This window comes from Actinomycetospora aurantiaca (assembly GCF_037401875.1).
Taxonomy (GTDB): domain Bacteria; phylum Actinomycetota; class Actinomycetes; order Mycobacteriales; family Pseudonocardiaceae; genus Actinomycetospora; species Actinomycetospora aurantiaca.
In genome coordinates, this window is the sequence record NZ_JBBEGN010000002.1 from 225,102 (window position 1) to 248,354 (window position 23,253).

Here is a 23,253-nt window from a genome sequence, read left to right on the forward strand (position 1 = left end):
GTCGGTAGGCTCTCCGGCATGGCAGCCCCCGGGCCGGACCGGCGACGCGGGTCCCGTCCGTCCCCGGCCCCCGGCGGAGGACGCGCCGGGGACCCCGTGGTCCGCGTGCTGCTCACCGCCACCGCGGTGTTCGCGGGCGTCGCCGCCGTGACGGTCGTGTTCGCCGAGGACCCGCGGATGCTCCGGCTCGGGGTGGTCGCCGGGCTGTGGGCGGCGCTGCTCGCGGTCGCCGCGCTCGCCCGGCGCAGCGGTCAGGGAGGCGACGTGTCCGACCGCGAGATCGAGTCGATGCGCCGCACGTACGAGCTCGAGCTGAACGCCGAGATCGACGCCCGCCGCGAGCACGAACTGACCGTGGAGCAGACGGTGCGCCGCGAGGTCGCCGCCGAGGCCGGGCAGGAGATGGCCGGGCTGCGCGCCGAGATCGAACGGCTGCGCTCGCACCTGGAGAACGCCGAGACCCGGGCGGTCGCCCAACCGCCGCCCCTGCAGGTCGTCGCCTCCGAGGGCCACACCCGTCGCCCGACTCCACCGTCGCGGCCCGACGCCCCGGACCCGTCCCGACTGCCGCGCCAGCACGTCAACGAGGTCTCGCACCCGTCGGCGCCGGGGCGCGGGAACGGCGGCCGCACCGTGGCCGAGCTGCTCGCCGCGCACGCCGAGGACCGCAGGCGCCGGCCGCCGCGCTGATCCGTCCCGCCCTCGCGCCTGCCAGCCACTACCCTGCGGCAGGGTGATCGCCTCCCCCGTCCGGCTCGCTCCCCAACAGCGCCGCACGCTCGTCTGGCCCGTCGTCGGGCTGATCGTGCTCGGGGTGTGTGCGCTCGCGGCGGTGGGGCTCGCGAGCACCGAGATCGGGCCCGGCGGCGTCATCGTCGGCGCGATCTGCGCGATGCTGCCGGTGGGTCCGGTGCTGCTCGCCTTCGCCTGGATCGACCGCTGGGAGCCCGAACCGCCCCGGCTCCTGCTGACGGCGTTCCTCTGGGGCGCCGGGTTCGCCGCCCTCGTCGCGCTGATCATCAACTCCAGCGCGGTCCTGGCCGCGGAGCTCCTGCTCGGGCAGGGGCAGGGCGACGTCGTCGGTGCCGTGATCTCGGCGCCGTTGGTCGAGGAGTTCGTCAAGGGCGCGTTCGTCGTCGGGCTGCTGCTGTTCCGGCGCCGCGAGTTCGACGGCATCGTCGACGGGATCGTCTACGCGGGTTTCGTCGGCGCCGGCTTCGCGTTCACCGAGAACATCATCTACTTCGGGCGCGCCTTCACCGACGACGGTTCGGCGCCGGTCGCCGGGGTCATCGCGACCTTCATCCTGCGCGGCCTGCTCTCCCCGTTCGCGCACCCGCTGTTCACCGCGATGACCGGGATCGGCGTCGGCATCGCCGCGAGCGTGCGGTCGCGGGCGCTGGGGGCCGGGGCGATCCTGCTCGGCTACGTGCTCGCCGTCGTGCTGCACGCCCTGTGGAACTCCGCGACGCAGCTCGGCCCGGGCTTCTTCGGCATCTACATCCTGATCATGGTGCCGCTGTTCCTGGCGCTCATCGCCCTGGTGGTGTGGCAGCGGCGCCGGGAGAAGGAGGTCCTCGCCCGCCAGATGCCGGGCTTCGCCGCCGCCGGCTGGATCGCGGAGAGCGAGGTCCCGCTGCTGGGCAGCATGTCCGGCCGCCGTCGCTGGCTCACTGCCGTGCGGCGCACCGCCGGGAAACCCGCGGCCGCCGCCGTCGTGCACTACCAGCACGCGGTCTCCGAGCTCGCCTTCCTGCGAGCCCGCGCCGAGCGGGGCGCCATCCCGCCGGACCCGCGCTGGCACGCCGAGCTGCTCGACAACGTCGTCCGGACCCGGATGGCGGCGGTGAACGCCCCCGGCGTCCCGCAGCAGCCCCCGCCCGGTCCGCCGCGTCCCCCGACCGGCCCCTTCCCGACGGCCGGTCCTCCCGGACCGCCGCGGCCCCCGCAGCAGCAGCCGTACCCGCCGTCGGGACCCTGGCAGCAGCAGCCCCCGTCGGCACCGAACCCGGCGCAGTACCCGCCGTCCGGACCCTGGCAGCAGCCGCCGCCGCACTACTGAGCGGCCGACGCCGAGGTGGGCCGCATCGAGAAGCACCCCGAGGCACCTCCGACGGCTCGCCTGACGATGCGTCGACGCCGACACGGTCGTGTGGTGAGCTGCTGACGTTCCAGGTGCCGCTGCAGCGTGGATCGACCGGCTTGTCGCGGCTTCCCGGCGCCCGGGCTCCACCTTGTCGTTGCGATTCCCAACGACAAGGTGGGCGGTGAGCGGATGGAGACCGCGACAAGCCGACGCGGCGGGCCCTGTCGCTGGGATTCCCCGCGACAAGCTGACCTCCGGCGGCGAGCGTGGCGGATCCCTGACGTCGGGCGTCAGCCGTGTGCCACCGCTGACACGGCCCCACCCGGGTGTCGCGTCGATCACCGGCCCGCCACTCCCACGACCGCGCGCGTCTACCCTCGCGGGCGCATCGTCCGGTACCCGCGCACCCGCGGGACGGGAACGACGACCGTGGTGAAGGGGTGTCCTCGTGAACGCCTCCGGCAGAGACGCCGGCTCCCGCCAGGGGGACGCCGGGCCCAGGCCCGCGCGCCTCGACGTCGGCGTGGTCTCCGCCGGGCGGGTCGGCTCCGTGATGGGAGCGGCGCTCGCGGCCGCCGGCCACACGGTCGTCGCCGCCTCCGCGGTGTCCCGCGCCTCCCGCGCCCGCGCCGAGGCGCTGCTGCCGGGTGCCGAGATCCTGCCGCCCGACGAGGTGGTGCGGCGGGCCGACCTGGCGCTGCTCGCGGTCCCCGACGACGTGCTGCCAGGACTGGTCCGCGGGCTCGCGGCCTCGGGGTGCCTGCGTCCCGGGCAGATCCTCGTGCACACCTGCGGTTCGCACGGCGTGGGCGTGCTCGGCCCCGCCGCCGAGCACGACGTCCTGCCGATCGCCCTGCACCCCGCCATGACGATCACCGGGCGGGCGGAGGACGTCACCCGGCTCTCCGGCGCCTGCGTCGGGGTCACGGCGAACAGCGGCCCCAGCGAGGACGCGGAGGCCGCGTGGCTCGTGGGGGAGGCGCTCGTCGTGGAGATCGGCGCCGAGCCGGTGCGGATCCCCGAGGAGATGCGCCCGCTCTACCACGCGGCGCTCGCCCACGGCGCGAATCACCTCATCACACTCGTCCGCGAGGCCACCGACCTGCTGCGCGACGCCGGGATCGAGCCGGCCGAGCGGGTGCTCGCCCCGCTGCTGTCCGCGGCCCTCGACAACGCCCTGCGCCTCGGGGACCGCGCCCTGACCGGGCCGGTCGTCCGCGGGGACGCGGGCACCGTCGCCACCCATCTCCGCCACCTGGACGCCCGCGCCCCGGAGTCCGCCGAGCTCTACCGCGCCCTCGCCCGCCGCACCGCCGAGCGGGCCCACGCGGGCGGGCTGATCGGCGACGACGAGTTCACCGCGGTCGCCGACACCGTCGAGAGGCCCACGCCGTGACCCGCCCCTCCAGCCTGCGCACCCACGACCTGCTCGGGCGCCCGAAGCCGCGGTTCGCGAAGGACGGGCTCACCGTCCACGCCGACCCGAACACCCTGCGCCGCGTGACGAAGGCGCTGCGCGGCGGCGGCCGGCGGGTCACCCTCGTGCCGACCATGGGCGCCCTGCACGACGGGCACCGCGAGCTGATGCGCCGCGCCCGCTCGATCCCCGGCTCCACCACCGTGGTGTCGATCTTCGTCAACCCGCGCCAGTTCGGGCCGACCGAGGACTTCGACCGCTACCCCCGCGCCTTCGAGGCCGACCTCGAGATGTGCCGGGAGGAGGGGGTCGAGCTGGTGTTCGCGCCCGAGGTCGACACGATGTATCCGCCCGGGTTCGCCACGTCGATCGACCCCGGCCCGCTCGGGGACCAGCTCGAGGGCGCCGCCCGCCCCGGGCACTTCGACGGGATGCTGACGGTGGTCAACAAGCTGTTCGCCGTCTGCGTCCCCGACGTCGCGTTCTTCGGCGAGAAGGACTGGCAGCAGCTGGCGCTAATCCGCCGCATGGTGCGGGACCTGGACATCGACGTGCACGTCGTCGGCGTGCCCACCGTGCGCGAGACCGACGGGCTCGCCCGGTCGAGCCGCAACGCCTACCTCGACGCGACGCAGCGGCAGCAGGCGGTGACGATCTCCGCCGCGCTCTCGGCCGGGCAGTATGCCGGCGAGCAGGGCGCCGCCGCCGTCGTCGCGGCCGCGCGGGAGGTCCTCGCGAGCGAGCCCGCGCTCGAGGTCGACTACGTCGAGCTGCGCGACCCCGACCTCGGGCCGACCCCGGAGATCGGGGATGCCCGCCTGCTGATCGCCGCCCGCCTGGGCGGCACCCGCCTGATCGACAACGCCCACGTCTCGGTGACGGAGAGAGTCTGATGCTGCGCACGATGCTCAAGTCCAAGATCCACCGGGCGACGGTCACCGACGCGGACCTGCACTACGTCGGCTCGGTCACCGTCGACACCGACCTGATGGCGGCGGCGGACCTGCTCGAGGGGGAGCAGGTGGCGATCGTCGACGTCACCAACGGGGCCCGCCTGGAGACCTACGTGATCCCGGGCGAGGCCGGCTCCGGCGTCATCGGGATCAACGGCGCCGCGGCGCACCTGGTGCACCCCGGCGACCTCGTCATCCTCATCGCCTACGGGCAGATGGACGACGCCGAGGCGCGCACCTACGCCCCGCGCGTCGTGTTCGTCGACGACCGCAACCGCGTCCTCGACCAGGGGTCGGACCCGACGTTCGTGCCGGCCGACGCCCCGGAGGCGTCGCTGCTGGTGCCGGGCACGCGGGCCGCCGCGCTGAACTGACGGGGCGAGCGGAGCGACCGGGGGGAGCGGGCGTGCTGCTCTGCATCGACGTCGGCAACACGCAGACGGCCCTGGCGCTCTACCCGACGTCGGACGACGACGACCCGGCCGTCGCCCGCTGGGACGCGCGGATCCGCACCGAGCGCCGGGCCACCGCCGACGAGCTCGCGCTGACCGTGCGCGGGATGCTCGGTCCGCTGCTGGCCGAGGTCGACGGCGTGGCCGCGCTGTCGACCGTGCCCGCGCTGCTCCGCGAGCTGCGCGGCATGCTCGGCAAGCATTTCGCGGGCGTGCCGCACGTGCTGGTCGAGCCGGGCGTGCGCACCGGGGTGCCGCTGCTCGTGGACAACCCCAAGGAGGTCGGGGCGGACCGCGTCGTCCAGGCCCTGGCCGCCCACCAGCTCCTGGGCGGACCGTGCGTGGTCGTGACGTTCGGGACCTCGACGACCGTCGACGCCGTCTCGGCCGGCGGGGAGTTCCTCGGCGGGGCGATCGCGGCCGGCGTGGCGGTGTCTGCGGACGCGCTGGCCGCCCGGGCCGCGGGACTGCGCCCGGTGGAGCTGGTCGCGCCGCGTTCGGTGCTGGGCCGGTCGACGGTGGAGAGCATGCAGGTCGGGCTCGTGCTCGGGGCGGCCGCGATGGTCGACGGGCTCGTGCGCCGGCTCGGCGAGGAGGTCGTGGCCAAGGACGCGGCGGGCCGCGGCCCGGTGGCCGTGGTCGCGTGCGGCGGGCTGGCACCGGTCGTCGCCCCGGAGTGCACGACGGTGACCCACCACGTGCCGGACCTGACGCTCCAGGGCCTGCGTCTGGTCTTCGGGCGCGTGCAGGAGGCGGCCCGGGCCCGCGAGGAACGCCGTGCCCGGCGACCTCAGGACGCCCGCGGCGACGCCCGGTAGGTGCGGCGGTAGGCGACGGGCGAGAGCCCCACGTCGGCCGCGAGGTGGGCGCGCAGGGACGAGGTCGTGCCCAGACCCGCGTCGGCCGCGACCCGGTCGATCGGGAGGTCGGTGGACTCGAGCAGGTGCCGGGCGCGGGCGACCCGCTGAGCGAGGACCCAGGCGTGCGGGGAGGTGCCGGTCTCGGCGCGGAACCGGCGGGCGAACGTCCGCGTGCTCATGCGGGCGTGCCGGGCGAGGGCGGCGACGTCGAGCGGGTCGGCGAGGTGCTCCCGGGCCCAGACGCGGGTGGGCGCGGTCGACCCGCCGTCGTCGGCGGGCAGCGGGCGCTCGATGAACTGCGCCTGCCCGCCGCTGCGCCACGGGGCCACCACGAGGTGCCGGGCGACCTCGGTGGCCACCGCCGCGCCGTGGTCGCGCCGCAGCACGTGCAGGCACAGGTCGATGCCCGCCGCGAGACCGGCGGAGGTGGCGAGGTCGCCGTCGTCGACGAACAGCACGTCCTCGTCGACCTCGACGTCACGGTGCAGCCGCCGCAGCTCGTCGGCCCGCGCCCAGTGCGTGGCGGCCCGCCGCCCGTCGAGACGTCCTGCCGCGGCCAGCACGAACGCGCCGGTGCAGATCGACATCCAGCGGGCTCCGGGCCGCACGGTGGCGAGCGCGGAGTGCACCTCGGGCGGCAGCACGCCGTCGCGGCGGGCCGGGACGTAGTGGGTGCCCGGCACGATCACGGTGTCCGCCGCCGCGAGCGCCTCGCGCCCGTGGTCCAGGTGCAGCGCGTAGCCCGCCGTCGTCGCGACCGGTCCGGGCTCGAGGCCGCAGACCCGGACGTCGTAGAGCGGGCGCCCGTCGCGCTCGGCGGTGCCGAAGACCTGCGGCGGGATCGCCAGGTCGAACCCGACCACCGGTGGGAGGGCGAGCACCGCCACGACATGCGCCATGGCCGGATTCTGACACGCTCTGGCGTTCCTGCCACTGGTCGGCAGGGCGGGCGGCCGGGCATCGTGGTCGCTCGTGACCGAGATCGAGGCCGCGCCGAGAGGCCCGCGGACCCGCACCACCTGGTGGCCCTGGGCCGTCGCCGCGACCGCGTTCGTCGCCCTCATGGGCGCCGCGGGGTTCCGCTCCGCGCCCGGGGTGCTGATCGCCCCGCTGCACGACGAGTTCGGCTGGTCCACCGCCACGATCTCCACCGCCGTGTCGATCAACCTGGTGCTCTACGGCGTCATCTCGCCCTTCGCGGCCGCGCTCATGGAGCGCTTCGGGATGCGGCGGGTGGTCTCGTGGGCCCTGCTGCTCGTCGCGGCGGGCAGCGGGCTGACGGTGTTCATGGCGCAGGTCTGGCAGCTGATGCTGCTCTGGGGCGTGCTGGTCGGGGTCGGCACCGGGTCGATGGCGCTCGCGTTCGTGGCAACGGTGACCGGGCGCTGGTTCGTCGCGCGACGGGGCCTGGTCAGCGGGGTGCTGACGGCGGCGCAGGCCGCAGGCGGGCTGGTGTTCCTGCCGCTCATGGCGTCGCTGTCGGAGAGCGTGGGCTGGCGGGCCGCGTCGCTGGTGGTCGCGGCCGGCGCGCTCGTCGTCGTCCCGGTGGTGGTGCTGTTCCTCCGTGACCGGCCGCGCGACGTGGGCGCGGTGGCGCACGGCGCCGAGGGCCCGGACGAGGACGCACCCGTCACCGGTGGCGCCGCCCGGCGAGCCGTGACGGTCCTCGGGGAGGCGGCCCGGACCCGGACGTTCTGGCTGCTGGCGGGGGGCTTCGCGATCTGCGGGGCGACGACGGTCGGGCTGCTCGGCACGCACTTCGTCCCCGCCGCGCACGACCACGGCATGCCCGCGACGACGGCGGCCGGGCTGCTCGCGGTGGTCGGGGTCTTCGACGTCGTCGGGACCGTGCTGTCCGGCTGGCTCACCGACCGGTGGGACCCGCGACGGCTGCTCGCGGTCTACTACGTGCTGCGCGGCGCGTCGCTGCTGGTGCTCCCGCTGCTCCTCGCGCCGACGACGGTGCCGCCGATGTGGGCATTCATCGTCTTCTACGGCCTGGACTGGGTCGCGACGGTGCCGCCGACCGTGGCCCTGTGCCGGGAGCGGTTCGGGGCCCGCGGGCCGATCGTGTTCGGCTGGGTCTTCGCCTCGCACCAGATCGGCTCGGCGCTCGCGGCGTTCGGCGCCGGCGTCGTCCGGGACACCACCGGCAGCTACGACGGCGCCTGGTGGGGCGCGGGGGCGCTGTGCGCGGTCGCGGCGGTGCTGTCGCTCGCGATCACCCGTCGGACGAGTCCAGCTCCGCGCGCCGTGGATCACTGACCGGGAGGACGTGCAGCAGACGGTGCACGAGCTCCGCGTCCTCCCGCCCGGCCGGGGTGCGGGCGAGCGCCCACAGGGCGGCGGTGTCGCCGCCGCGCAGCACCGCGCGCCGGACGCCGACGTCGAGCTCGTCGCGCAGGGCCCGGACGCCGGGCGCGTCGGAGGTCGGGAGCAGCTCGCCGCGTCCGATCAGGGCGGTGTCCGGCACGGCGCCGGCGCGCAGGGTGTCGCGCAGGGTCAGGAAGTCCGCGTCGACCCGTGCGTCGATGCGGTAGGGCTGCGGCTTGACCACCCCGGTGCCGTTCGGGACGGCGTCGAGCAGCGTGCGCAGCCGGTGCATCTCGGCCCGCACCGTCACCGGGTTGCCGCGCTCGCCGTAGAGCTCGACCGCGAGGGCGTCCGCGGACAGCCCCTCGGGGTGCATCGCCAGCAGCGCGAGCAGCTCGGCGTGCCGGGCCCCGAGGCGGACCGGGCGGCCGTCGAGCCGGGCGACCGGGCGGGGGACGCCGAGGAAGGGCAGCGCGAGGGTCGACCGGACCCGGACCCCCGACGGGCGTTCGAGACGGAGCAGCCAGCCCTCCGCGAGGGGCTCGACGACGCCCTCGCCGTGGTCGCCGAGCGCCACGCGGTCCCCCGCGCCGGGCAGCGTCACGCGCTCGTCGATCCAGCCGTGCGGGGTGGCGGCGAGGACGCGGCCGGCGGGGCTGAGCAGGGCGCCGGGGGCGTCCAGGCCGGTGAGGTGGGGGAGGTTCAGGGTGCGCAGCCGCTCGTCCCGGATCGCCTGGCGCGTCGCGAGGTGGTGCTCGGCGAGCCGGGCGGCCGCGGTGACCAGGGCGAGGGTGCTCGGGTGGAAGGTGCGGATGGGGCCGGTGAGGTCCACCGCCCCGACCGCCTCCCCGGTCTCCGGGTCGTGGATCGGGGCGGCCGCGCAGGTGAAGCGGTGGTACTGCGCGACCAGGTGCTCGGACGAGTGGATCTGCACCGCTCCGTCGGCGGCGAGCGAGGTGCCCATCGCGTTGGTCCCCGCGGAGTCCTCGCTCCAGCGGAACCCCTCGGCGAGCTCGAGGTCGTCGGCGAGGTGCAGCATCCCGGCGGCGCCCTCGCGCCAGAGGATGTGCCCCTGGGCGTCGGTCACGATCATGACGTGCATCGCCTCGTCGGCGATCTCCAGCAGCGTGCTGCGCAGCACGGGCAGGACCGGCGAGAGCGGGTGGTTCTCGCGCACCGCGGCGAGCTCGCGGTCGTCGTAGACGTGGGTGGGTGCCCCGTGGTCCGGGTCGACGTGCGCGGCCAACGAGCGGCGCCACGAGTCGGAGACCACCGTCCGCGGGTCGATCTCGGCCCGCCCGCCGCCCAGCACCGCGTCGCGCACGCGCGCGAGCAGCGCGGCACGCTCGACCGGATCCCCCCAGGCGTCCGGGCCGGAGTACGTCGTCATCCACCACCTCGTGGACCTCGCCGGGCCAAGCCTCCATCCTGAGGCCCGAGGGGCAGTAAGGGAAGCCTTGCTTGACCGGTGCAGTGTTTCCGCACACGCGGAGCAGGAGCGGTGATCGGCCCGCAGGAGCGGTGCAACGTCGTTGCAACCCCTGCCTCCATAGCGTCCTGCGTCACAGAGGCGGCGCACGTCGTGCGCCACGGCCTCGTGTGGAGAACACGCACGCTCGACCCCTCCGGGAGGATCCACGATGGCCACGTACGCGGCCCCGGGCACCGACGGCTCCGTCGTCAGCTTCAAGCCCCGGTACGACCACTACATCGGCGGCGAGTACGTCGCCCCGGCCAAGGGGCAGTACTTCGAGAACCCGACCCCGGTGACCGGTCACACCTTCACCGAGGTCGCCCGCGGCACCGCCGACGACGTCGAGAAGGCCCTCGACGCCGCCCACGCCGCCGCTCCGGCCTGGGGCCGGACGTCGGTCGGCGAGCGCGCCAACATCCTGAACAGGATGGCCGACCGCATCGAGGCCAACCTCGAGAAGATCGCCATCGCCGAGAGTTGGGAGAACGGCAAGGCCTGCCGCGAGACGCTGGCCGCGGACATCCCGCTCGCGATCGACCACCTGCGCTACTTCGCCGGCGCCATCCGCGCCCAGGAGGGCTCGCTCTCCCAGATCGACGAGGACACGGTCGCCTACCACTTCCACGAGCCGCTGGGCGTGGTCGGGCAGATCATCCCCTGGAACTTCCCGATCCTCATGGCGATCTGGAAGCTGGCCCCGGCCCTGGCCGCCGGCAACGCCGTCGTCCTGAAGCCGGCCGAGCAGACCCCGGCCTCGATCCACGTCCTGATGGACGTCATCGGCGACCTCATCCCCGCCGGGGTGCTGAACATCGTCAACGGCTTCGGTGTCGAGGCGGGCAAGCCGCTCGCGTCCTCGCCGCGCATCCGCAAGATCGCCTTCACCGGCGAGACCACGACCGGGCGCCTGATCTCCCAGTACGCCTCGGAGAACCTGATCCCGGTGACGCTGGAGCTCGGCGGGAAGAGCCCGAACGTCTTCTTCGACGACGTCTCGGCGCAGAACGACGCGTTCTACGACAAGTGCCTCGAGGGCTTCACGATGTTCGCCCTCAACCAGGGCGAGGTCTGCACCTGCCCGTCGCGGGCGCTCATCCAGCAGGGCCACTACGACGAGTTCCTGGCCCAGGCGGTCAAGCGCACCGAGCAGGTCAAGCAGGGCAACCCGCTCGACACCGACACGATGATCGGCGCGCAGGCCTCGAACGACCAGTTCGAGAAGATCCTGTCCTACATCGACATCGGTCGCCAGGAGGGCGCGCGCATCCTCACCGGCGGTGAGAAGAACGACCTCGGGGGCGACCTCGCGGGCGGCTACTACATCCAGCCGACCATCTTCGAGGGCGACAACTCGATGCGGATCTTCCAGGAGGAGATCTTCGGTCCGGTGCTCTCGGTCGCGAAGTTCTCCGACTACGACGACGCCATGTCGATCGCCAACGACACGCTCTACGGGCTGGGTGCCGGCGTGTGGTCGCGCGACACCAACACCGCCTACCGCGCCGGCCGCGCGATCCAGGCCGGTCGGGTCTGGGTGAACAACTACCACCAGTACCCGGCGCACGCCGCGTTCGGCGGGTACAAGCAGTCGGGTATCGGTCGGGAGAACCACAAGATGATGCTCGACCACTACCAGCAGACCAAGAACCTGCTGGTGAGCTACTCGCAGAACGCGATGGGCTTCTTCTGATCGAGGCCCGTGCCGACGCCGAGGAGGAATGCGCCGATGAGTGAGATCAGCACGAGCACCGACGTCACCGAGCAGGTGCCGGAGGTGCCGGGTTCGGGGACGACCGCCCGCGTGGCGCTCTCCCCGGCGGCCGCCGAGCTCCTGGTGCAGCTCACCGACGTCCACGGCCCGCTGATGTTCCACCAGTCCGGCGGGTGCTGCGACGGCAGCGCCCCGATGTGCTATCCGGACGGGGACTTCAAGCTCGGCGGCCAGGACGTGCACCTCGGTGACCTGAGCGTGGAGGGGCTCGAGCGCCCGATCGGCTTCCACATGTCGGCGTCGCAGTTCGAGTACTGGAAGCACACCCACCTCACCGTCGACGTCGTCAAGGGACGCGGCAGCGGGTTCAGCGTCGAGGCGCCGGAGGGCGTCCGGTTCATCATCCGCTCACGGCTGTTCAGCGACGACGAATGGCGGGCCCTCGAGGGGGCGTAGCGCTTCCGCGCAGTGCCGCACGAGGGCACCCTGGCCACCGGCCGGGGTGCCCTTCGTTTGTCCCGAGACGATTCCCGACGAGGAGATCCGCCGTGACCGAGCCCAGCACCACCCTGCGCGAGCTGACCGGCATGCCCGACGCCCCGGCGTCGCTGGCCGGCTCCGCCCTGATCATGATCGACCTGCAGAACACCTACACGCGCGGCGTGATGGCGCTCGAGAAGGTCGAGCCGGCCATCGAGGAGGCCGCCCGCCTGCTCGAGCGCGCCCGCGCCGCCGGGTCGACGATCGTGCACGTCCAGCACGAGGCCGGCGCCGGGACGCCCTACGACACGAACGACGAGATCGGCGCGATCGTCGACGCGGTTACCCCGCGCGCCGGCGAGCACCGCGTGGTCAAGAACTACCCGAGCTCGTTCGCGCACACCGACCTCGAGGAGCACCTGCGCGGTGCCGGGGTTCAGAACCTCGTCCTCGCCGGGTTCATGACGCACATGTGCGTGAACTCCACCGCGCGCAGTGCGTTCACCCTCGGTTTCGCCCCGACCGTCGTGGCCGCCGCCACGGCCACCCGGGCGCTGCCCGGCCCCGACGGGGTCGTCGAGGCGGCGTCGCTGCAGTCCGCCAGCCTGGCGGCGCTCTCGGACATGTTCGCGGTCGTCGTTCCGGACGCGTCGGCCGTGCCCGATTGAGTCGTTCACATCGTTCACACGCTTTCTTTCTGCGCCGCCCGTCACCCGGGACCCGCCTCGACACGGCGACGTAGTCGCATTTACGCTGCGCCGCGAACCATTCCGGTTCGCGGCGCGCGGTGACGCGCGACCGGCCGTTCGGGGGTCGTGGAAGGAATTCAACGCGTGGCGCAGAAAGTGGTCGTGTCCCTCGTGGACGACCTGGACGAGTCCGAGGCCGACGAGACCGTCGAGTTCGGGATCGACGGGACCACCTACGAGATCGACCTGTCGGACGCGAATGCGTCGAAGCTCCGCGACGAGCTGGCCGACTACGTGGCCCACGCCCGCAAGGTCTCCGGTCGACGGCGTTCCGGCGGCGGGCGCGCGGCGTCCGCGCCGGCGGCTCCCGCCCGGAAGGGCGGCGGCCGGGCCTCGGTGGACCGGGAGCAGAACCAGGCCATCCGGGAGTGGGCGCGCAAGAACGAGTACACCGTCTCCGAGCGGGGCCGGATCCCCTCGGAGGTCAGCGAGGCCTACCACAAGGCGCACGGCTGACCCCGGACACCGGTTCCCGGACCTACCGGGGGCGCTCCGCCGAGCAGCGGCGGGCCGAACGACGGGCGCGCCTGCGCGACGCCTGCCTCGACGTGGTCGGCGAGGTGGGCGTCGTGGGCGTGACCGCGGAGGCGGTGTGCGCCCGCGCCGGATTGACCAAGCGCTACTTCTACGAGGCGTTCACCGACCGCGACGAGCTCCTCGGGGTGGTCGCCGACGACCTGTACGACGCCCTGCACGCCGCGATCGTGACGGCGCTCGACCCGATCGGCCCGGACTCGCGGGCCCGGGCGACCGCCACCGTCGACACCCTCGTCGGCACCCTCGACGCGGACGCCCGCGTGGCCCGGCTCTACGTCGAGTCCCCGGCGCTGCCGGTGCTGCTGGCGCGCCGGGACGAGCGCGTCGACGAGTTCGCCGACCTGCTCCTCACCCACGTCCTGCTCCTCGGCCCCGGGTCGGCGGACCGCCCGCGCCACCGGACCGCGGCGGTCCTCCTGGTCTCGGGGACCACACACCTCGTCACCCGCTGGCTCGCGGGCGCGGTCCCGCTCTCCCGCGCCGGACTCGTCGAGGAGATCACCCGCGCCGGGATGGCCGCCCTCGACGCTTGAGCGCCCCGGCGTCAGGCGACCCGGTCCGGGCCGTGCGGCGGCGGCCAGACGAGCCCGAGGGCGTCGACGAGCGCGGTGCGGCCGGTGTCGGTGACGGTCAGCGCGCGGCTGCGACGGGCCGGGCGCAACCATCCGCGGTCGGTCATCGTCGTCAGCAGGGCCCGGCCGAGCGGGCCCGCGACGTGGTGGCGCTGCTCGGTCCAGTCCACGCAGCACCGCACCGGCGCGGCGGCGTCGGGCACCGACACGTCCATCGCGGCGAGCGCCGACCGGCCGTCCGCCGAGAGCGCGTAGTCGACGACGTCCAGGCCGGGGAGGCGGTCGCCGTCGCGGCGCCCGGAGTCGGTGCCGTCGCCGCCGACGAGGTGTCCGGCGTCGAGCAGGGCGTCGGTGAGTGCCACCCCGAGGCGGCCCGCGACGTGGTCGTAGCAGGCGCGGGCGAGCCGCAGCGCGTGCGCGCGCGTGCCCTCCTTCAGCGACCGCACCGGCTGCGCCGGCGACACCCGGCCCAGCGCCTCGACGAGGTCCGCCACCTCCGGTCCGGCCAGCCGGTAGTAGCGGAAGCGGCCGTGCCGCTCCATCCGCAGGACCCCGGCGTCGACCAGCCGGCCTAGATGGGCGCTCGCGGTGGCGGGCGCGACCCCGGCCTCGGCGGCGAGCACCGACGCCGGCAGGGCCCGGCCGTCGGTCACGGCCAGCACCATCCGTGCCCGGCCGCGGTCGCCGAGGGCGGCGGCGACCACGGAGAGATCGGCGTCCCCGGTGGCGGTCATGGCAGGCACGGTAGGCGCGGCACGGTTCGTCGGGCGGCGAAGTCCCGGTTCCGGTGCCCCTGGGCCGGGCCCGTGTGCAGGATCTGCTCGCGGCCCGTCGAAACACCCGATCCGGCGTTTCTCCGGTAGCGAACGCCTTCCCGGAACAGCGGGTGAACGGGCATCGTTGGCACGAGCACGGTCACGAGTGGTGGCCGGGCGAGCAGGATCGGTCATCGGAGATCGACGTGGCTGGCGTCACGGTGCGGCAACCGCCGACACCGGGTCGTGTCGGTCACGGCGACTAGGATGGTCGTACGGTGCTCGGTCACGGTGTGGGCACCAGCCAGGGTCCGCGAGAGGTCCGCCGTCCTGCGGGGCGGCGGGGGAGTGCGCGGGAGTCCGCCGGCGCAGCAGTCAGGAGTGACGCATGTTCGAGAGGTTCACCGACCGCGCGAGGCGGGTGGTCGTCCTGGCCCAAGAAGAGGCCCGGATGCTCAACCACAACTACATCGGGACCGAGCACATCCTGCTCGGGCTGATCCACGAGGGCGAGGGCGTCGCCGCGAAGGCGCTCGAGTCGCTGGGCATCGCCCTGGAGGGCGTGCGCCAGCAGGTCGAGGAGATCATCGGCCAGGGCCAGCAGGCCCCTTCGGGTCACATCCCGTTCACCCCGCGCGCCAAGAAGGTGCTGGAGCTGTCGCTGCGCGAGGCGCTGCAGCTCGGCCACAACTACATCGGCACCGAGCACATCCTGCTCGGGCTGATCCGCGAGGGCGAGGGCGTCGCCGCCCAGGTCCTCGTCAAGCTCGGCGCGGACCTCAACCGCGTGCGCCAGCAGGTGCTGCAGCTGCTCTCGGGCTACCAGGGCAAGGAGCCCGCGGAGTCCGGCGGCCAGCGCGGCGAGGGCACGCCGTCGAGCTCGCTCGTGCTCGACCAGTTCGGTCGCAACCTCACCCAGTCCGCCCGCGAGGGCAAGCTGGACCCGGTCATCGGCCGGGAGAAGGAGATCGAGCGGGTCATGCAGGTCCTCTCCCGGAGGACCAAGAACAATCCGGTCCTCATCGGCGAGCCCGGCGTCGGCAAGACCGCCGTCGTCGAGGGCCTCGGCCAGGCCATCGTCAAGGGCGAGGTCCCCGAGACGCTGAAGGACAAGCAGCTCTACACGCTCGACCTCGGGTCGCTCGTGGCGGGCTCGCGCTACCGCGGTGACTTCGAGGAGCGCCTGAAGAAGGTCCTCAAGGAGATCCGCACCCGCGGCGACATCATCCTGTTCATCGACGAGCTCCACACCCTCGTGGGTGCCGGTGCCGCCGAGGGCGCGATCGACGCCGCCTCGATCCTCAAGCCGATGCTGGCCCGCGGCGAGCTGCAGACCATCGGGGCGACCACCCTCGACGAGTACCGCAAGCACGTCGAGAAGGACGCCGCGCTCGAGCGCCGCTTCCAGCCGATCCAGGTGGGGGAGCCCTCGGTGGCCCACTCCATCGAGATCCTCAAGGGCCTGCGCGACCGGTACGAGGCGCACCACCGCGTCTCGATCACCGACCCGGCGCTGGTCGCGGCGGCCACCCTGGCCGACCGCTACATCAACGACCGGTTCCTGCCGGACAAGGCGATCGACCTGATCGACGAGGCCGGCGCCCGCATGCGCATCCGCCGCATGACCGCGCCGCCGGACCTGCGCGAGTTCGACGAGAAGATCTCCGACGTGCGTCGTGAGAAGGAGTCGGCGATCGACGCGCAGGACTTCGAGAAGGCCGCGCGCCTGCGCGACGAGGAGAAGCAGCTCCTCGGCCAGAAGTCCGAGCGCGAGAAGCAGTGGAAGTCCGGTGACCTCGACGTCGTCGCCGAGGTGGACGACGAGCTGATCGCCGAGGTGCTGGCCAACTGGACCGGCATCCCCGTCTTCAAGCTCACCGAGGAGGAGACGACCCGTCTGCTCCGCATGGAGGACGAGCTCCACAAGCGGATCATCGGCCAGGAGGACGCCGTCAAGGCGGTCTCGCAGTCGATGCGCCGCACGCGGGCCGGCCTCAAGGACCCGAAGCGTCCGTCCGGGTCGTTCATCTTCGCGGGGCCCTCGGGCGTCGGGAAGACCGAGCTGACCAAGGCGCTCGCCGAGTTCCTGTTCGGTGACGACGACGCCCTCGTCCAGATCGACATGGGCGAGTTCCACGACCGGTACACCGCCTCGCGGCTCTTCGGTGCCCCTCCCGGGTACGTCGGCTACGAGGAGGGCGGCCAGCTCACCGAGAAGGTGCGCCGCAAGCCGTTCTCGGTGGTCCTGTTCGACGAGATCGAGAAGGCCCACTCCGAGGTCTACAACACCCTGCTGCAGGTGCTCGAGGACGGCCGTCTCACCGACGGTCAGGGTCGCGTCGTCGACTTCAAGAACACGGTCATCGTGTTCACCTCGAACCTCGGCACGCAGGACATCTCGAAGGCGGTCGGGCTGGGCTTCCAGTCCGGCGCGGACACGTCGTCGAACTACGAGCGGATGAAGAACAAGGTCACGGACGAGCTGAAGAAGCACTTCCGTCCCGAGTTCCTCAACCGCATCGACGACATCATCGTGTTCCACCAGCTGCGCGAGGAGGAGATCGTCCAGATGGTCGACCTGCTCATCGGGCGCACCGAGAAGCAGCTGCAGAACAAGGACATGTCGATCGAGCTCACCGACAACGCGAAGAAGCTGCTCGCGCAGCGCGGCTTCGACCCGGTGCTCGGCGCGCGTCCGCTGCGTCGCACGATCCAGCGCGAGATCGAGGACCAGCTGTCAGAGAAGATCCTGTTCGGGGAGATCGAGCCCGGCCAGATCGTGCTCGTGGACGTCGAGGGCTGGACCCCCGAGGTCGACGACAAGGGCGTCACCAAGGCCGCCCCGGAGTCGGCGAAGTTCACGTTCCGGGGCGAGGCCAAGCCCACCCCGGTGCCGGACACCCCCGAGGTCGCGACGGCCGGTACCTCCGGCCCGTCGGACCAGGCCGACGCCGGCTGATCCGCTCCTGACGCACGACGCCCCGGCCACCCTCGTGGTGGCTGGGGCGTTCGTGTGTCCGGGGTCGTGGGCACAGACGGGGCATGACCGCTCCCACGACCACCGAGGCGGAGGTCGTCGAGACCTTCCTCGCCGCCCTCGCCCGGCTCGACGTCGACGCGGTCGGGGCGCTGCTCGACCCCGACGTCGTCTACCAGAACGTGTCCCTGCCGGCCGCCCACGGACGCGCAGCGACGCTGCGCGTGCTCGGGTCGATGGCGCGGCCGCTCACCGGGTTCGAGATCCACACCCACCGGCTCGCGGCGAACGGCACCACGGTGCTGACCGAGCGGACCGACGTCGCGATCGCGGGCCGCGTCCGCATCGCCTTCTGGGTGTGCGGCACCTTCGAGGTCCGCGACGGGCGCATCACGCTGTGGCGGGACTACTTCGACTGGGCCGACGTCACCCGCGCCGCCGTGTCCGGGGTGGCCCGGGGCGTCTGGGCGGCGCTGCGCTCCCGCTGATTGGTCAGCTCTCCGGGGTGGCCGCGACCGCTGCCTGCTGCTTCTGCCGCTTGCTCTGGGCGCGGCCCGCGGAGATCGCGATGAACACCGCGATGGACAGGCTGATCCACAGCGCGTACCGGTCGATCAGCAGCACGACGTCCACCGCGGACTGCCCGAGCGCGTAGCCGAGCCCGGCGACGAGGCCGGTCATGATGCCGGCGCCGACGACGCTCGCGACGAGGAACGCCCCGAGGGACAGGCCGGCGAGTCCCGCCAGGAGGTAGGCCAGCACCGACGGGATGCCGGGGAGCGCGGCCACCACGACGACCAGGAACATCGCCCACATCGGCCACGCCCGGACGCGTTCCACGAAGCGGGCGGCCCGGTCGGAGGGGACGAAGAACCGGACTCCCTTCGCGCCCCAGCGTCGTCCGGCCCACCAGTACAGCCAGTCGAACTTGATCTTCCCGACGATGCCCGCGACGATCACCAGCCACAGGTCCGCCTGGCCGATCCGGGCGAACGCCGCCCCGGCGCCGACGGCCGACGAACTGCCGGTCACCGCGGCGAGGGCCGTGGGGTGCGAGGCGAGCAGGAACGGGCGCAGCGGCAGGGTGGTCATCGCCAGGACGAAGGCACCGACCATGCAGCCGATCAGCACCTTGTCGGCACGGGCCATCGGGCTGTCCCACGGCCGCATGTCGCGCCACTGCTGCTTCGCGGCCTCGATCTCCTCGGGGCTGTACTGCCGACGCCACCGGGACCGTGGTGGCGCCGCGGGCTCGGGCTGGGGCTGCTCCGGCTCCTGCGCGGTCGGCGTCTCGTCCCGTTCGGACACGTCGGCCCTCGTTCCCCCGGCGGCCCGTCCGCCGTCCCCGCCGACGGTAGCGGAGTGCGGTTCACACCCGTGTGTCGAGATCGTCGGTCGCGGGGCGCACAGCGTCTCCCGCCGAGTGCGACACCATGCAGCTTCTCTGGCATCAGAACCTGCGTCACGTCGCACTCGGCGTGCCGGTCGGGGCGATCGCCCGCGGCCGTGTCACCTTGTCGCGGGGAGCCGACGCCGGCCGGCCAGAGCATGAGCCGCCCGGACCGTGTGCGCGACGCACACCCGGCCCTACGACCCGTAGAGCGCCGCCAGTCCCTTCGCGGCCTCCGCCATCTGCTCGCGCAGCGGCGGCGGGGACACGACCTCGATCTCGGCGCCGAGCCCCAGGAGCTCCGACCGAGTGGCCGCGATCGACTCCATCGGGATCACCGCACAGGTCCACCCGTCGTCGTCCACCGGCCACGACCGCTCGGCCAGCGCCCGCGCGGTGTGCGGACGGAGCACCGCGGGCGCGAGCTCCATCGCGCACGGCGAGAGCCGTACGGCCGCCTCCGCCTGGTAGAGCGTGGCGGTCAGCGCCGCGGACGCCTCGTTCCAGTACCGGAACAGGTCGAAGCCCTCCGGGCGGTCGAAGCGGGCGTCCAGCGTCTCCAGCGCCAGCACCCGGGTGATCCGGTACGTGCGCGCCGGTCCACCTCCGGACGGCTGCGCCACGAGGTACCAGACACCGCCCTTGAGGACGACGCCGAGCGGCTCGAGCTCCCGCTCGACCTCCTCGGCGCCCCACCGCACGTACCGGACCCGCACCACCCGCTGGTTCCACACCGCGTCGGCGATGCCCGTGAGCGTGGGGACGTGGTCGGCCTCGCGGAACCACCCGGGGGCGTCGAGGTGGAAGCGCTCGGCGATGCGGCGGGAGCGCTCCGCGAGCTCGTCCGGCAGGGCGGCCTGGACCTTGAGCTGCGCCGTCGCGAGGACCCGCCCGAGCCCGAGTTCCGCCGCGGCCGCGGGCATCCCCGCGAGCGCCAGTGAGTCGGCCTCCTCGGCCGACATCCCGGTGAGCCGGGTGCGCCACCCCTCGAGCAGCGAGTACCCGCCGTCGGGACCGCGGTCGGCGTAGATCGGGACGCCGGACCCGGCGAGCGAGTCCATGTCGCGATAGATGGTGCGGATCGAGACCTCGAGCTCGTCGGCGAGCTCGCGCGCGGTCATGCGCCCGCGTGTCTGCAGGAGCATCAGCGCGGAGAGCAACCGACTGGCGCGCACGCCACAGTCCTACCCCATCACCTGACAGCTCATGTCAGCTACCCGTCACGGCGCGCTCGTCCGGGACCCCGTCGTCGTCGGCGTCGACGAGCAGCGGGTCGGTCACGCCCGCCCGGACCGCCTCCAGCTGCGCGGAGACCGCGAGCCCGGCGAGCAGGGCGACGCCGGTGACGAACGCCCAGAGCAGCAGCACCATGATCCCGGCGAGCGGGCCGTAGGTCGCCGAGAACTCCCCCGAGACCGACACGTAGAGCGCGATCGCGCCGGACGCCACCAGCCACACCGCCACCGTCAGCCCGGCCCCGAGCGCGAGCCAGGAGAGGGCCGGCTGGTTGCGCCGGGGCGCGAACCGGAACAGCGTCGTCACCGCGACGATCAGCGCTCCGAGGCCGACCGGCCAGCGCACGACGTCCCACACGGTCTCCGCCGCGTCGCCCCAGCGGTAGACCTCCTCGATGGCGTCGCCGAACGGCCCGCCCGCGACGATCAGGACCAGCCCGACCCCGAGCGCGGTCCCGGCGGTCGCGGTCAGCAGGGCGGCGCGGGAGTACTTGCGCAGCGCCGGCCGGTCCCGCTCCACGCCGTACACCCGGTTCGCACCGCGCTCGAGCTGCGCGAACGCGCTCGTCATCGCCACGAACGCCGTCACCAGCCCGAACGCGACCGCGAGCTCGCCCAGGTTCTCGCCCGGCCCGTCGTCGTCCTCGTCGCCTCCGGCGGCCGGTCCCTCCGCGCCCCGCGCGACCACGTCGGCCAGGAGCTGGTCACCCGAGCCGGGCGACACCGCCACGACGGTCCGGGCGACGACCTGCGCCACCGACTCCGCGCCGATCGCGGTGGCGAGGCCGCTGCCGGCGATGATCAGCGGCACGGTCGCGAGGGCGAGCTGCAGGGCGAAGGCGCGGGCGTGGCTGAAGCCGTCGCCGTAGCGGAACCGCAGGAACGAGGTGCGCAGCAGCGTCATCAGGCCGACCCGGCGGGTGGTGTGCCACGCGTCGTCGGCCGACAGGTCCTGCCCGTGCATGTCCGTGGTCTCGGGCACGGCACGCACGGAGCTCACGGGACACATCATCGCCCGACCTGACAGCAGGTGTCAGTCGGGACCCGGCAGGCTGACCCGATGGACGTCTCCCGCGACGCGGCGATCGCGTACCGCATCCACGCGCAGGGCCTGCACCGTCGCTCGGTGGCGGACGCCGCGGCGGTGCTCGACCTCGGCGTGCAGCACCACCAGTCGTCGGTCCCCGTCGCGCTCGCCGCCCGCCTGCCCGAGGGCGCCGCACTCGACGGCGAGCTCGCGTGGACCCATCGCGGCGCCCCCCACCGGCACACCTCGGACCTCGCCGCGTGGGCCCGCCGGCTGCGGCCGCTCTCCGAGACCGACGCCATGGCCCGGCTGATCTGGACCACGGAGCAGTCCGCCGCGTTCCCCGCCCTCGCCGGGATCGACCGGACGGCCGAGGTGCTGCAGGCCGTCGTCGCGGGCCCGATGACCAAGGGCGAGGTGTCGACGGCGGTCAGCCGCGAGCTGCCCCGCGAGCTCCAGCGCGACTGCCCGTCGTGCGGGGTGTGGCACGTGTTCGACCAGCTGCTGCGGCTGGCCGGCCTGCCCGCCGGGATCACGCTCGACGGCGGGCGGACGCTGCGCGCGCTCCCGGCGCCGCCGGGCTGGGTCCGCCCGTCCGGCGTCGGCGCCCCCGAGGACGTGGCCGAGCTCGTGACGGCGGCCGTGCGCGTGCTCGGACCCGCGACCACCGCGGACCTCGCCGCGTGGGCCGGGACGTCGGCCGGGGCCCTGGCCCCGGCGGTGGAGGCGGCGGGACTCGTGGCGGTGCGGGTCGAGGGCCGCCGCGCCTGGATGGCGCCCGACGCGGTCGACCGGCTGACCGACCCGCCGGTTCCGCCGGGTCTGCGCCTGCTCCCGCCGTTCGACCCCCTGCTCTCGGCCCGTGACCGCGCCCTGCTCGTCCCCGACGCCGGGCGACGCCGTGCGCTGTGGCCGGCGCTCGGGCACCCGGGCGCGGTGCTGGCGGGCACCGACGTCGTCGGGACCTGGCGACCGACGGCGTCGGGGAAGAAGCTGACCCTGGCCGTCACCGCGTCCGGGGCGCTGCCCCGCGACCTGCTCGACGAGGAGGCGGCGCGGGTCGCGGCGGCCCGGGGGCTGCGGCTGGGCGGCGTCTCGGTCTCGTGACGGGCTCAGGTCCAGGCGTCGCGCAGGAGGTCGTCCAGGGCGGGGAGTGTCTCCCGCGCGCCGGCGGCGAGCCCGACCCCGCGGCCGTGCCGCACGTCGGGCTCGCGCACGTTCACCCGGACCAGCCGTCCCGACGCCGCCGAGGCGAGCTCCGCGTGCCGCCGGACGGTCGGCACCGCGGTCCCGGCGCCGAGCTCGATCACGGCGAGCTCGTCCTGCCGCCGGAGCCACGCGCGGTGCTCCGCCGTCCGCTCCGCGTGCACGCCCGGCACCCACGAGCCGTCACCGAACATCAGGATGTTCGGGCGGGCGACCGCGCCGCACCGGGGACAGGTCGGCAGCGGCGGGCGGGCCCGCATCGTCTCCTCGTCGATCGCCACGTCGCGGCCCTCGGCGGACCACGTCGCCTCCGAGCACGGGCGGGTGCACTGCAGCGTGCCGATCGCGCCGTGGCACTCGACCACGGCCTCGTCGGGGAAGCCGGCCGCCTGGAACGCCCCGTCGACGTTCGACGTGAACACCCGCGTGGGCAGGCGGCGCGACCAGCGCAGGAGGACGTCGAACCCGGGGTGCGGCACCGTCGCGCGGTACAGCGCCAGCCGGTGGCCGTAGAAGCCCCAGGCGAGCTCGGGGTCGTCGTCGAAGTGCTCCGGGTCGGCCAGCTCCTCGAACCGCAGCCCGAGGCGGCGGTACGGCGGGTAGGCCCGCCAGAACCCCTCCGGGCCGCGGAAGTCCGGCAGCCCGGAGTCGACGCCCATGCCGGCGCCGGCGGCGACGACGAGGGCCGAGGCGCCGCGCAGGAGGTCCGCGGCGCGCTCGACGTCGGGGTGGCTCAGGACTCCCCGCCGGGCTTGCCGACGGACAGCACGACCTCGAACTCCATGAGGTCCGCACCGGAGGACACCGGCTGCTTACGCTCGCCGGCGTGCGCGGCCGCGGCGGCCCCGCCGTCGCGCCAGGCGGCGAACGCCTCCTCGGACTCCCAGCGGGTGTAGACGAAGTAGCGGTCGTCGCCCGCGCTCGGGCGCAGCAGCTCGTAGCCCAGGAAACCGGGCGTGTCCTTGATCGCCTCGCCGCGCGCGGCGAACCGACGCTCCAGCTCCGGGCCGTTGCCCTCGGGGACCTTGATGGCATTGATCTTCACGACGGCCATGCCCC

At 74.0% G+C, this 23,253-nt stretch carries 23 protein-coding genes; 15 read left to right on the forward strand and 8 right to left on the reverse strand.

The features are described 5' to 3' along the window. Positions 1-18 precede the first annotated feature (18 nt). The 6 genes from WCD74_RS05630 to WCD74_RS05655 all read left to right on the forward strand — a co-directional run bounded on the left by WCD74_RS05630 (position 19) and on the right by WCD74_RS05655 (position 5,726). Complete coding sequence (locus tag WCD74_RS05630) at positions 19-690, forward strand: DUF6779 domain-containing protein (RefSeq protein WP_337693856.1); 672 nt, start codon at positions 19-21, stop codon at positions 688-690. Positions 691-733: 43 nt separating this feature from the next. Beyond that, positions 734-2,062 carry a PrsW family intramembrane metalloprotease gene (locus WCD74_RS05635; RefSeq protein WP_337693857.1) on the forward strand — a complete coding sequence of 443 codons (1,329 nt, stop codon included), beginning with the start codon at positions 734-736 and terminating at the stop codon, positions 2,060-2,062. Between the two features lie 472 nt (positions 2,063-2,534). Further along, on the forward strand, positions 2,535-3,482 hold the full coding sequence (locus WCD74_RS05640; RefSeq protein WP_337693858.1) for a Rossmann-like and DUF2520 domain-containing protein: 948 nt from the start codon (positions 2,535-2,537) through the stop codon (positions 3,480-3,482). Then, positions 3,479-4,396 (forward strand): pantoate--beta-alanine ligase, encoded by a 918-nt coding sequence (gene panC / locus WCD74_RS05645; protein WP_373696035.1) that lies wholly within the window; start codon positions 3,479-3,481, stop codon positions 4,394-4,396. Before WCD74_RS05640 ends, panC begins: the two co-directional genes overlap by 4 nt. Continuing rightward, positions 4,396-4,830 carry an aspartate 1-decarboxylase gene (panD, locus tag WCD74_RS05650; RefSeq protein ID WP_337693859.1) on the forward strand — a complete coding sequence of 145 codons (435 nt, stop codon included), beginning with the start codon at positions 4,396-4,398 and terminating at the stop codon, positions 4,828-4,830. Before panC ends, panD begins: the two co-directional genes overlap by 1 nt. Positions 4,831-4,862: 32 nt before the next feature. Continuing rightward, positions 4,863-5,726 (forward strand): type III pantothenate kinase, encoded by an 864-nt coding sequence (locus WCD74_RS05655; RefSeq protein WP_337693860.1) that lies wholly within the window; start codon positions 4,863-4,865, stop codon positions 5,724-5,726. On the opposite strand, the gene WCD74_RS05660 is transcribed toward WCD74_RS05655, so the two are convergent. Further along, the gene (locus WCD74_RS05660) at positions 5,699-6,667 is read right to left on the reverse strand and encodes a GlxA family transcriptional regulator (RefSeq protein WP_337693861.1); all 969 of its coding nucleotides are present in this window, start codon (positions 6,665-6,667) and stop codon (positions 5,699-5,701) included. The genes WCD74_RS05655 and WCD74_RS05660 overlap by 28 nt on opposite strands. A 163-nt stretch (positions 6,668-6,830) precedes the next feature. On the opposite strand from WCD74_RS05660, the gene WCD74_RS05665 reads away from it, so the two are divergent. After that, positions 6,831-8,033: an MFS transporter gene (locus tag WCD74_RS05665; RefSeq protein ID WP_337694259.1), complete on the forward strand. Its 1,203-nt coding sequence runs from the start codon at positions 6,831-6,833 to the stop codon at positions 8,031-8,033. Here the strand turns inward: WCD74_RS05665 and WCD74_RS05670 are convergent. Then, positions 7,990-9,471, reverse strand: a complete 1,482-nt coding sequence (locus WCD74_RS05670; protein WP_337693862.1) for a helix-turn-helix domain-containing protein — start codon at positions 9,469-9,471, stop codon at positions 7,990-7,992. The two genes, WCD74_RS05665 and WCD74_RS05670, sit on opposite strands and share 44 nt — an antisense overlap. A gap of 250 nt (positions 9,472-9,721) precedes the next feature. On the opposite strand from WCD74_RS05670, the gene exaC reads away from it, so the two are divergent. The 5 genes from exaC (at position 9,722) to WCD74_RS05695 (ending at position 13,565) form a co-directional block, all read left to right on the forward strand. Beyond that, positions 9,722-11,245, forward strand: a complete 1,524-nt coding sequence (gene exaC / locus WCD74_RS05675) for an acetaldehyde dehydrogenase ExaC (protein ID WP_337693863.1) — start codon at positions 9,722-9,724, stop codon at positions 11,243-11,245. Positions 11,246-11,281: 36 nt separating this feature from the next. Beyond that, positions 11,282-11,722, forward strand: a complete 441-nt coding sequence (locus WCD74_RS05680; RefSeq protein ID WP_337693864.1) for a DUF779 domain-containing protein — start codon at positions 11,282-11,284, stop codon at positions 11,720-11,722. Between the two features lie 92 nt (positions 11,723-11,814). Continuing rightward, positions 11,815-12,414: a cysteine hydrolase family protein gene (locus WCD74_RS05685; protein ID WP_337693865.1), complete on the forward strand. Its 600-nt coding sequence runs from the start codon at positions 11,815-11,817 to the stop codon at positions 12,412-12,414. A gap of 165 nt (positions 12,415-12,579) precedes the next feature. After that, the gene (locus WCD74_RS05690) at positions 12,580-12,951 is read left to right on the forward strand and encodes a histone-like nucleoid-structuring protein Lsr2 (protein WP_337693866.1); all 372 of its coding nucleotides are present in this window, start codon (positions 12,580-12,582) and stop codon (positions 12,949-12,951) included. Positions 12,952-13,064: 113 nt separating this feature from the next. Beyond that, positions 13,065-13,565: a TetR/AcrR family transcriptional regulator gene (locus tag WCD74_RS05695; RefSeq protein ID WP_337693867.1), complete on the forward strand. Its 501-nt coding sequence runs from the start codon at positions 13,065-13,067 to the stop codon at positions 13,563-13,565. Between the two features lie 11 nt (positions 13,566-13,576). On the opposite strand, the gene WCD74_RS05700 is transcribed toward WCD74_RS05695, so the two are convergent. Then, positions 13,577-14,338, reverse strand: coding sequence for an ArsR/SmtB family transcription factor (locus WCD74_RS05700; protein WP_337693868.1), 762 nt, complete (start codon positions 14,336-14,338; stop codon positions 13,577-13,579). Positions 14,339-14,747: 409 nt separating this feature from the next. Here WCD74_RS05700 and WCD74_RS05705 point away from each other — a divergent pair, with 409 nt between their 5' ends. Together WCD74_RS05705 and WCD74_RS05710 are read left to right on the forward strand one after the other, a co-directional pair. Then, a complete protein-coding gene (locus WCD74_RS05705) occupies positions 14,748-17,318 on the forward strand; it encodes an ATP-dependent Clp protease ATP-binding subunit (protein WP_337693869.1) in 2,571 nt (856 codons plus the stop codon). Between the two features lie 83 nt (positions 17,319-17,401). Further along, positions 17,402-17,824, forward strand: coding sequence for a limonene-1,2-epoxide hydrolase family protein (locus WCD74_RS05710; RefSeq protein WP_337693870.1), 423 nt, complete (start codon positions 17,402-17,404; stop codon positions 17,822-17,824). Between the two features lie 4 nt (positions 17,825-17,828). On the opposite strand, the gene WCD74_RS05715 is transcribed toward WCD74_RS05710, so the two are convergent. From WCD74_RS05715 to WCD74_RS05725, 3 genes are all read right to left on the reverse strand, one after another. Beyond that, positions 17,829-18,644: a DedA family protein gene (locus tag WCD74_RS05715; RefSeq protein ID WP_337693871.1), complete on the reverse strand. Its 816-nt coding sequence runs from the start codon at positions 18,642-18,644 to the stop codon at positions 17,829-17,831. A 279-nt stretch (positions 18,645-18,923) separates the two neighbouring features. Continuing rightward, positions 18,924-19,901 (reverse strand): helix-turn-helix transcriptional regulator, encoded by a 978-nt coding sequence (locus WCD74_RS05720; protein WP_337693872.1) that lies wholly within the window; start codon positions 19,899-19,901, stop codon positions 18,924-18,926. 34 nt (positions 19,902-19,935) lie between these two features. Further along, positions 19,936-20,961: a YihY/virulence factor BrkB family protein gene (locus WCD74_RS05725; protein ID WP_337693873.1), complete on the reverse strand. Its 1,026-nt coding sequence runs from the start codon at positions 20,959-20,961 to the stop codon at positions 19,936-19,938. 60 nt (positions 20,962-21,021) lie between these two features. Here WCD74_RS05725 and WCD74_RS05730 point away from each other — a divergent pair, with 60 nt between their 5' ends. After that, positions 21,022-22,095 (forward strand): DNA glycosylase AlkZ-like family protein, encoded by a 1,074-nt coding sequence (locus tag WCD74_RS05730; protein WP_337693874.1) that lies wholly within the window; start codon positions 21,022-21,024, stop codon positions 22,093-22,095. Between the two features lie 5 nt (positions 22,096-22,100). Here WCD74_RS05730 and WCD74_RS05735 read toward each other — a convergent pair whose 3' ends face one another. Together WCD74_RS05735 and WCD74_RS05740 are read right to left on the reverse strand one after the other, a co-directional pair. Next, the gene (locus tag WCD74_RS05735) at positions 22,101-22,853 is read right to left on the reverse strand and encodes an SIR2 family NAD-dependent protein deacylase (RefSeq protein WP_337693875.1); all 753 of its coding nucleotides are present in this window, start codon (positions 22,851-22,853) and stop codon (positions 22,101-22,103) included. A 74-nt stretch (positions 22,854-22,927) separates the two neighbouring features. Further along, the gene (locus tag WCD74_RS05740; RefSeq protein WP_018333214.1) at positions 22,928-23,248 is read right to left on the reverse strand and encodes an antibiotic biosynthesis monooxygenase family protein; all 321 of its coding nucleotides are present in this window, start codon (positions 23,246-23,248) and stop codon (positions 22,928-22,930) included. Positions 23,249-23,253: the final 5 nt, after the last annotated feature.

Bases quoted from the DNA above. Each gene is read 5' to 3' on its own strand.
- WCD74_RS05700 (WP_337693868.1), bottom strand. From the start codon at position 14,338: ATGACCGCCACCGGGGACGCCGATCTCTCCGTGGTCGCCGCCGCCCTC.
- WCD74_RS05730 (WP_337693874.1), top strand. From the start codon at position 21,022: ATGGACGTCTCCCGCGACGCGGCGATCGCGTACCGCATCCACGCGCAG.
- WCD74_RS05665 (WP_337694259.1), top strand. From the start codon at position 6,831: ATGGGCGCCGCGGGGTTCCGCTCCGCGCCCGGGGTGCTGATCGCCCCG.
- WCD74_RS05670 (WP_337693862.1), bottom strand. From the start codon at position 9,471: ATGACGACGTACTCCGGCCCGGACGCCTGGGGGGATCCGGTCGAGCGT.
- WCD74_RS05660 (WP_337693861.1), bottom strand. From the start codon at position 6,667: ATGGCGCATGTCGTGGCGGTGCTCGCCCTCCCACCGGTGGTCGGGTTC.
- WCD74_RS05735 (WP_337693875.1), bottom strand. From the start codon at position 22,853: ATGGGCGTCGACTCCGGGCTGCCGGACTTCCGCGGCCCGGAGGGGTTC.
- WCD74_RS05710 (WP_337693870.1), top strand. From the start codon at position 17,402: ATGACCGCTCCCACGACCACCGAGGCGGAGGTCGTCGAGACCTTCCTC.
- WCD74_RS05680 (WP_337693864.1), top strand. From the start codon at position 11,282: ATGAGTGAGATCAGCACGAGCACCGACGTCACCGAGCAGGTGCCGGAG.
- WCD74_RS05740 (WP_018333214.1), bottom strand. From the start codon at position 23,248: ATGGCCGTCGTGAAGATCAATGCCATCAAGGTCCCCGAGGGCAACGGC.
- panD (WP_337693859.1), top strand. From the start codon at position 4,396: ATGCTGCGCACGATGCTCAAGTCCAAGATCCACCGGGCGACGGTCACC.
- exaC (WP_337693863.1), top strand. From the start codon at position 9,722: ATGGCCACGTACGCGGCCCCGGGCACCGACGGCTCCGTCGTCAGCTTC.
- WCD74_RS05630 (WP_337693856.1), top strand. From the start codon at position 19: ATGGCAGCCCCCGGGCCGGACCGGCGACGCGGGTCCCGTCCGTCCCCG.
- WCD74_RS05705 (WP_337693869.1), top strand. From the start codon at position 14,748: ATGTTCGAGAGGTTCACCGACCGCGCGAGGCGGGTGGTCGTCCTGGCC.